The following is an 8,414-nucleotide window of genomic DNA, read 5'->3' as shown; positions in this document are numbered from 1 at the left end:
CTCCGCCACCCCGACCGAGACCGCCACTCCGGACCCGGCCCTGACCGCGATCCCGACCCCGACCACGGAGCCCGGCAACTCGATCGAGCCCCCCGCCGGCGAGTAGCCCCGCACTCCGACGGAGGACCGTCCACCCCGGTGGGCGGTCCTCCGTCGTCCGGCGCGGCTTCCGCCCCCGCTGAAGGACGTCGGTCTCGATACGCCGCTGCGCGCCTACTCGACCAGCAGGAACCACCTCACCCGAAGCAGCTCGTCGCCCAGCGACGGCACCACCCTCAAAGCAGCCCGTCGCACAGCGACGGCCCCACACCCGGAGCAGCTCGTCGCAGCGCGACGGCCCCACCCTCGAACAGCGCGTCGCGCAGCGACGGCCCCCTTCGGCTCGTCGCACAGCGACGGCCCCACCCCTCGGCTCGTCGCACAGCGACGGCCCTACGCCGGAGTGCTCCGCGGGGCCTGGTGGGGTCAGCTGCAAGGCGGAGGAGGGAGCGATACCGGCGGTATCGCGACCGACGACAACGCCGCAGATGGCCCCGCCAGGCCCCGCGTCACGCGTCGAAGCGGTAGCCGAGGCCGCGGACGGTGACGAGCAGCGTCGGCTCCTTCGGCGTCTTCTCGATCTTGGAGCGGATGCGCTTCACGTGGACGTCGAGGGTCTTGGTATCGCCGAAGTAGTCGCTGCCCCAGACGCGGTCGATGAGCTGGCCGCGGGTGAGGACGCGTCCGGCGTTGCGGAGCAGCATCTCGAGGAGCTCGAACTCCTTGAGGGGCATGGGCGTCTCGACTCCGTCGACCTCGACCGTGTGGCGCTCGATGTCCATGCGGACGGGGCCGGCGGTGACGATGCGGTCCTCTCCCGGCTCCTCGGTGCGGCGGCGGAGCACGGCGCGGATGCGGGCGAGCAGCTCGCGTGTCGAGTAGGGCTTGGTGACGTAGTCGTCGGCTCCGAGCTCGAGGCCGACGACGATGTCGACCTCGGAGTCCTTCGCGGTGACCATGATGATGGGGATCTGGGAGCGGGTGCGGATCTCGCGGCAGACCTCGGTGCCGGGCATGCCGGGGAGCATCAGGTCGAGCAGGATCAGGTCGTAGTCGCCCTCGTCGAACGCGGTGACGGCGCGGAGTCCGTCCTCGGCGACTGTGACGTCGTAGCCCTCTCGTTCGAGCAGGTAGCTCAGCGGCTCGCTGAGGGCGCTCTCGTCTTCGACGAGCAGGATGCTGGTCACGCGGTGTCTCCTATCGGGGCGGTGGACGCGAAGGGCGTCCTCGCCGGGTCTGCTTCGGGGAGTCGGATGGTGAAGGTGGAGCCGCGTCCCGGCTTGGACCAGACGCGGACGTCGCCGCCGTGGTTCTGCACGGCGTGCTTGACGATGCTCAGGCCGAGTCCGGTTCCTCCGGTGTGCCGTGAGCGGGCCTGGTCGACGCGGTAGAAGCGCTCGAACACCCGGTCGAGGTCCTCCTCGGGGATCCCGATGCCCTGGTCGGTGACTGCGATCTCGACGACTCCGCCCGTGGAGCGCACGCCGATGCCGACGCGGGAGCCGGGCGGCGAGTACTGGATCGCGTTGGCGAGCAGGTTGTGCAGCGCCGAGACGAGCATCTTCTCCTGGCCTGCGACGTACGCCTTCTTCATCCCGCCCTTGACCAGGGTGACGTCGTGCGACTCGGCGAGGACGTGGGTGGTCTCGAGGGCGGCGGTGACGATGTCGTCGACGCGGACCAGCTCGGCGGAGGCGCCGACGTCGGCGGACTGCAGACGCGAGAGCTCGATGATCTCGCGGGTGATCTTGGCGAGCCGGTGCGACTCCTGGGTCAGTCGGCGCGCGAAGCGGCGGACCTGCACCGGGTCGTCGGCGGCGGAGTCGAGGGCTTCGGCGAGCAGGCCCACCGCGCCGATGGGCGTCTTCAGCTCATGGGAGATGTTGGCGACGAAGTCGCGGCGCACGGCCTCGAGGCGGCGCGCCTCGGTGTGGTCCTCGGCGAGGACGAGCACGAAGCGGGAGCCGAGTCGCGTGGCGTGGACGACGAGGGTGACGGCCTGCTCCGAGAGGGGGCTCGTCGCGAGCTCCAGATCCTGCTCGATGTCGTCGCCGAACCGGCGGACCCGGTCGACGATCGCGACGAGATCCGGATGCAGGAGCGTGTCCTGCGAGACCAGGCCCAGTGCGATCGCCCGGGTCGACGCCTTCAGGACGTTGTGAGAGGGATCGGTGACGAACGCGGGGGCTCCGACGGCCTCGATGATCGCGTCGATCCCCTCGGGGAGGGTGACCGAGACCACTTCGGCGGCGATGCGCCCCTGCCTCGCCGCGAGGGTGAGGACGGTCGTCAGCAGGACGCCGATCGCCACCCCGAGGACGAGCGCCAGAATCACGAACACACCCGAATCCACGCACCCAGGCTAGTCATCCACCGGGCGTCTCCCTACCGGATGCCCGCCGACGGACTGCAGGTCGAGTACTGTTCAAACCCGCGGCACCGTTCGTTAACCTGCCGTCGCCATCATTGCTCCGCCTGCGCCGTCAAGGAACAGGTGCTGTGTCGCGCGTGGTGCGCGACGCTTACCCGGCACCGTTCGCCGTGCGTGCCGCAGAGAGGGTCGATCACAAGATGCGCGAAGTATTCCAGCAGGAGCTGGCCGAGGTCCAGGATCGCCTCGTCGAGATCTCCGGACTCGTCGAGATCGCGATCGAGAAGGCGACTCAGGCGTTCAACCACTCCGACGTCACCCTCGCCGAAGAGGTGATCGCCAGCGACGCCCGGATCGACGAGCTCGCCATCAGCCTCGACGAGCTCGCGATCGACATCCTCGCCCGCCAGAACCCGGTCGCCCGCGACCTCCGGATCGTCGTGTCCGCGCTGCGGATCAGCGCCTCGCTCGAGCGGATGGGCGACATCGCCGAGCACATCGCGCAGCTGTCGCGGTACCGCTTCCCCGACAAGGTCGTCCCGAAGAGCCTGCGCCCCACCTTCGTCGAGATGGGCCGCCTCGACGTGGTCGTCGCGCACAAGCTGACCGAGCTGCTGCGCTCGCAGGACGGCCGCATCGCCGAGGAGATCCGCGACGAGGACGACAAGATCGACGAGCTGCACGTCAGCGTCTTCGACAAGGTGCTCAGCGAGGCCTGGAAGGGCCAGGCGGCGGACACCGTCGACGCCACCCTCGCCAGCCGCTACCACGAGCGCTTCGCCGACCACGCGGTCTCGATCGCGAAGAAGGTGCAGTACTTGATCTCAGGCGATTACGCCTGAGTGCTGAGATCGCGCTCCGCGCGATCTCAGCCGCGGTCGGCTTTTCGGGATGGTTGCGTTCCGAAGAGCGTCCTGCGTCCGGCTAGCCCGATTCGCTCGCACGCGAATCGGGCGTTCGCCGTTGAGAAGTGCGGCCGGTCTGCACAGTCGACGCTCGGATGTCGTCCGAGCCGATTCTGGGGACGGACGCCGGCCGACTCGCTGCTCCTTCTCCGAGTAGGGCGGAGCGCGCGTACCGGAGGATCGCTTCCGTCTCGCTCCTCCCACTACTCCGCTCGGTCTCGTCTCCTCTGCTGATCGAGTAGCGCGCGGAGCGCGCGTATCGAGATCCGCGTGATCCGAGCGCGGGCGCAGAGCGCGGTCCTGGAGGAACTCCGGCTCGTGAGAACGGGTTGGGCTCGCAGGATGGCGTCGTTCCTGCGAGCCGACCAGGATTCCGCGAGCCGGAGCAGGCGCCAGGGCGGGCACAGACGCGGACGGCCCGCGCGGATCGGGGATCCGGCGGGCCGTCGAGCGGGCAGGGCGTGCTACTTCTTGGCGCCCTGGGCGGCGACGGCGGCGGCACCGGCGGCGGCCGCCTCCGGGTCGAGGTACTCAGCGGGGCCGATCGGCTCGAAGTTCTCGTCGAGCTTGTACACGAGCGGGATGCCGGTCGGGATGTTGAGCTCGGCGATGTCGGAGTCGGAGATGCCGTCGAGGGTCTTCACGAGCGCGCGGAGCGAGTTGCCGTGGGCCGTGATCATGACGGTCTTGCCCGAGGCGAGGTCCGGCTTGATGTCGGACTCCCAGTACGGCAGCATCCGCTCGATGACGAGCTTGAGCGACTCCGTGCGCGGGAGGGCGTCGCCCAGGTCCGCGTAGCGCTCGTCGTGCGCCTGCGAGTACTGGTCGTCGTCGTCGAGCGGGGGCGGCGGGACGTCGAAGGAGCGGCGCCAGGTCTGGAACTGCTCGGGGCCGTACTCGGCGAGCGTCTGCGCCTTGTCCTTGCCCTGCAGCGCGCCGTAGTGGCGCTCGTTGAGGCGCCAGGACCGCTTGACGTCGATCCACAGCCGGTCGGCGACCTCCAGCGCGATGTTCGCGGTCTGGATCGCCCGGGTCTGCCGCGACGTGTAGACCACGTCGGGGTGGAGCCCGGCCTCCGTCAGCAGCTCGCCGGCGCGCGTGGCCTCCGCGACGCCCTGCTCGGTGAGCCGCACGTCGACCCAGCCGGTGAACAGGTTCTTCTGGTTCCACTCGCTGTTGCCGTGGCGCACGAGGATGAGAGTGTAGGTCTCGGACATGCGCCCAGTTTAGAGGCGGGCCCTCGCCCCGCGGATACGCTGGACTCCATGCCGATCGGAGCCGTGACCCGCGGGACCACGGGCACGAACCGCCTCCGCCGGGTCGACCGGTGGATCGCCGAGCTCCCCGCGCTGCGCGCCTCTCCGCAGCCGCTCGTGGTCGACCTCGGCTTCGGGGCGAGTGCCGTGACGACCCTCGAGCTGCATCGTCGGCTCGCGGACACCGTTCCGGGCGTCGAGGTCGTCGGCTTCGAGATCGAGCCCGCCCGGGTGGCCACCGCGCGGGAGCAGCTCGCGGTCGTCCGGGGCGGCGGCACCGCCTTCCCCGCGGACGCGCGCGTCGACTTCGAGCGCGGCGGCTTCGAGATCCCGCTCCCCCGGGGACGGCGGGCCGACGTGATCCGGGCGTTCAACGTGCTCCGCCAGTACGACGAGGACGCGGTCGCCGGCGCCTGGCGGATCATGACCGAGCGGCTCCAGCCCGGCGGGGTCCTCGTGGAGGGCACCTGCGACGAGATCGGCCGCATCTGCACGTGGATCGAGGTCGGACGGGACGGACCGCGGACGCTGACCCTGTCGCTCCGGCTCGGAGCGATCCCGTCTCCGCTCATCGCGGCCGAGCGGCTGCCCAAGGCGCTGATCCACCGCAACGTGCCGGGCGAGCGGATCCACGACTTCCTGACCGCCCTCGAGCGCGCGTGGACGATCAACGCCCCCCTCGCCGTCCACGGCCTCACCCAGCGCTGGATCGCCTCGGTGCGGTCGTTGCAGTCGGACTGGCCGATCCTCGGCGGGCCGCGGCGGTGGCGGCTCGGCGAGGTGACCGTCGCGTGGGACGCGGTCGCACCGGCGGATCGGGCCCCGTCACTCCTGTGAGCATTCTCAGATCCGCAGCCGGTACCGTCTGCTCCCATGGACGACCCTCCCTCAGACGCGCCCGCTCATGAACCGGCGCGACACCCCGCCCCCGCCCCTCTGATCGGCGGTGATGACCGTGCCTGAGTGGCTCGGCATCGTCATCGGCCTCCTCCTCACCCTCGGCACAGGCCTCTTCGTCGCCTCCGAGTTCGCGCTGGTCAATCTCGACCGCAACGAGCTCGAGGAGCGCCGTGCCCGCGGCGAGAAGCGCCTCGAACCGACGATCTCCGCCCTGCGGATCACCTCGACCCACCTCTCGGGTGCGCAGCTGGGCATCACGCTCACCACGCTCCTCACCGGGTACACGTTCGAGCCGGCCATCAGCTCGCTGCTCGCCCAGCCGCTCCGCTCACTCGGGGTCCCCGAGGGCATCGTGCCCGGCATCGGCGCCGTCATCGGCGTGCTGCTCGCCACCGTCTTCTCGATGATCATCGGCGAACTGGTGCCGAAGAACTTCGCGCTCGCACTCCCGCTCGCCACCGCACGCGTGGTCGTGCCGTTCCAGGTCGCGTTCACGACGGTGTTCAAGCCGGTCATCCTCCTCTTCAACAACACGGCCAACGCCCTCATCCGCGCGATGGGCATCGAGCCGAAGGAGGAGCTGTCGGGCGCCCGCAGCGCCGACGAGCTCGGCTCGCTCGTACGCCGCTCCGCTCTGGAGGGCACCCTCGACCGCGATCACGCCGACCTGCTGCACCGCACCCTGCTCTTCTCGAGCCGGAGCGTCGCCGACGTGATGACCCCGCGCGTGCGCATGTCGTCGGTCAGCCTGCAGAGCACCGCGGAGGACGTCGTCGAGCTCGCGAACCGCACCGGCTTCTCGCGCTTCCCGGTGCTCGGCCGCGACTCCGACGACATCCGCGGCGTGCTGCACGTCAAGCACGCCTTCGCCCTCGAGCCCGAGCGCCGGCGGCGGGTCGGTGCCGGGGAGCTCATGGTGGCTCCGATGCGCGTCCCCGAGACCGCCCGCGCCGACGCCCTGCTGGCTCCGCTGCGCGGCAGCGGTCTGGCGATCGCGGTGGTCGTCGACGAGTACGGCGGCACCGCGGGCGTCGTCACGCTCGAGGACCTCGTCGAGGAGATCGTCGGCGAGCTCGAGGACGAGCACGACCGCACCCGCGCCGGAGTGATCCGCTCCGGCCGCTCGGCCACGTTCGGCGGCGAGCTGCGCCCCGACGAGGTCGCCGCGCGCCTGGGCGTGATCGTCCCCGAGGGCGAGGACTACGACACCGTCGCGGGATTCCTCTCGTCGAGCCTGGGCCGACTGCCCGAGCTCGGCGACGAGGTCGCCCTCGAGGCCGGCGTGCTGCGCGTGGACCGCGTGGCCGCGAACCGCGTGGACCGGGTCCGCTTCACCCCCGGCTCCGAGGGCGGCACCGCCACCGGGGTCGCAGCGCTGCGCGCGGAAGGAGCCGTCCATGAGTGAGTACCTGCCCGGGATCGCCTGGCTCGTGGTCCTCCTGCTCGTCAACGCCTTCTTCGTCGGCGCCGAGTTCGCGGTCATCTCGGCGCGGCGCTCCCAGATCGAGCCGAAGGCCGACGCCGGCAGCCGTGCGGCGAAGACCACCCTGTACGCGATGGAGCACGCGACGCTGATGCTCGCGACGAGCCAGCTCGGCATCACCGTGTGCTCGCTCGTGATCCTGAACGTCTCGGAGCCGGCGATCCACCACCTCCTCGAGATCCCGCTCGGACTCACCTCGCTGTCGGCCGAGGCGATCGGAGTGATCGCGTTCGTCGCCGCGCTGCTGCTGGTGACGTTCCTGCACGTCGTGTTCGGCGAGATGGTGCCGAAGAACCTCGCGTTCTCGGTGCCGACGCGGGCGGCGCTGCTGCTCGCTCCGCCGCTCGTGCTCGTGTCGCGTCTCGTGAAGCCGGTGATCCGGTCGCTCAACGCGGTGGCCAACGGGATCCTCCGTCTCGTGCGCGTCGAGCCCAAGGACGAGGCGACCAGCGCGTTCACGCTCGACGAGGTCGCGGCGATCGTGCGCCAGTCCACCCGCGAGGGGATGCTCGTGGACGCCTCGGGCACCGTCACCGCCGCCTTCGAGTTCACGACGAAGCAGGTGTCGGACGTCGCGGTCCCGCTGGACGAGATGGTGCTCCTGCCCTGGGAGTCGACTCCCGCGGATCTGCGCCGCGCGGTCGCCCTGCACGGCTACTCGCGCTACCTCCTCGCGGGAGCCGACGGCCTGCCGGCCGGCTACCTGCACCTCAAGGACGTGTCCGACCTCGGGGACCAGGAGTCGCCGGTGCCCGCGAAGCGCATCCGCCGCCTGGCCGCGGTGTCGGGCGGCGACGAGCTCGAGGACGCCCTGGCCGCGCTGCGGCGCACCGGAGCGCACATCGCCCGCGTCGTCGACCGCGAGGGGCGCACGACGGGCGTCCTCTTCCTCGAGGACATCATCGAGGAGCTCGTCGGAGAGGTGCAGGACGCCACGAACGCGTGAGTCGGGGCCGCGCTGTCAGACGAGCTCCGGCAGCGCGGCCCTCGCCGACGCGGCGTCCATCCCGGTGGCGGTGAGCAGATCGACCGCGAGCGGGCGGAGGATCACCAGCAGGGTCTTCTCGGCGAGCCGCGCGTCCGGGATCATCCGCTGCGGGTCGAGGGTGGTGGCCAGGAGGACCAGATCCTGCCGGGCGAGAGCCGTCATCGACGCGTCGGAGACGCACCGGCCCAGCAGGGCGATGCCGGGCCCGAACGCCGCGACCGCCTCCGCGAGCTCCGGCCGCGGCACACCGTCCCCGATCAGGAAGTCGGTGCGGCGCGCGACGATGCGGAGGTTGCGGGTCGCGAGGTCCAGCGAGGCGAGCAGCGCGCTCTGGCGCTCCAGCTCGCCGCGGTGCCGCCGGACGAACGGGGAGATGCGCGCGACCCCGATCGCCGATTCGAGTGCCGCCGACCACGCGTCGATCACCGGCTGCGTGCCGCGGACGCGCTCGAGGGCGGCCGCCGACGCGGAG

Annotated in this window: 7 protein-coding genes and 1 pseudogene; 4 read left to right on the top strand and 4 right to left on the bottom strand. The window is 71.1% G+C overall.

Annotated features, from left to right (window positions below):
- Positions 1-548: 548 nt before the first annotated feature.
- Together NB037_RS17330 and NB037_RS17325 are read right to left on the bottom strand one after the other, a co-directional pair.
- Positions 549-1,226, bottom strand: a complete 678-nt coding sequence (locus NB037_RS17330) for a response regulator (RefSeq protein WP_251948006.1) — start codon at positions 1,224-1,226, stop codon at positions 549-551.
- Entirely contained in the window at positions 1,223-2,392 is a 1,170-nt protein-coding gene (locus tag NB037_RS17325) for a sensor histidine kinase (RefSeq protein ID WP_251948003.1), read from the bottom strand. The genes NB037_RS17330 and NB037_RS17325 overlap by 4 nt, the downstream gene beginning before the upstream one ends.
- A gap of 218 nt (positions 2,393-2,610) precedes the next feature.
- Between NB037_RS17325 and phoU the strand changes: the two genes are divergently transcribed.
- Positions 2,611-3,252 carry a phosphate signaling complex protein PhoU gene (phoU, locus tag NB037_RS17320; RefSeq protein WP_207406622.1) on the top strand — a complete coding sequence of 214 codons (642 nt, stop codon included), beginning with the start codon at positions 2,611-2,613 and terminating at the stop codon, positions 3,250-3,252.
- A gap of 527 nt (positions 3,253-3,779) precedes the next feature.
- Here the strand turns inward: phoU and NB037_RS17315 are convergent.
- Entirely contained in the window at positions 3,780-4,532 is a 753-nt protein-coding gene (locus tag NB037_RS17315) for a phosphoglyceromutase (protein WP_056866592.1), read from the bottom strand.
- A gap of 48 nt (positions 4,533-4,580) precedes the next feature.
- On the opposite strand from NB037_RS17315, the gene NB037_RS17310 reads away from it, so the two are divergent.
- The 3 genes from NB037_RS17310 to NB037_RS17300 all read left to right on the top strand — a co-directional run bounded on the left by NB037_RS17310 (position 4,581) and on the right by NB037_RS17300 (position 7,900).
- On the top strand, positions 4,581-5,408 hold the full coding sequence (locus NB037_RS17310; protein ID WP_251948001.1) for a class I SAM-dependent methyltransferase: 828 nt from the start codon (positions 4,581-4,583) through the stop codon (positions 5,406-5,408).
- Positions 5,409-5,520: 112 nt separating this feature from the next.
- Positions 5,521-6,876: a hemolysin family protein gene (locus NB037_RS17305; protein WP_279309066.1), complete on the top strand. Its 1,356-nt coding sequence runs from the start codon at positions 5,521-5,523 to the stop codon at positions 6,874-6,876.
- Positions 6,869-7,900, top strand: a complete 1,032-nt coding sequence (locus tag NB037_RS17300) for a hemolysin family protein (protein WP_251947999.1) — start codon at positions 6,869-6,871, stop codon at positions 7,898-7,900. Before NB037_RS17305 ends, NB037_RS17300 begins: the two co-directional genes overlap by 8 nt.
- A gap of 15 nt (positions 7,901-7,915) precedes the next feature.
- Here the strand turns inward: NB037_RS17300 and NB037_RS17295 are convergent.
- Positions 7,916-8,414: pseudogene (locus tag NB037_RS17295) on the bottom strand (FUSC family protein); the annotation flags it as partial.

It is taken from the genome of Rathayibacter rubneri (assembly GCF_023743255.1).
GTDB classification, from domain to species: Bacteria; Actinomycetota; Actinomycetes; order Actinomycetales; family Microbacteriaceae; genus Rathayibacter; species Rathayibacter rubneri.
Note: the sequence above shows the minus strand (reverse complement) of the source record. Positions and strands in the feature narration are given on the sequence as shown.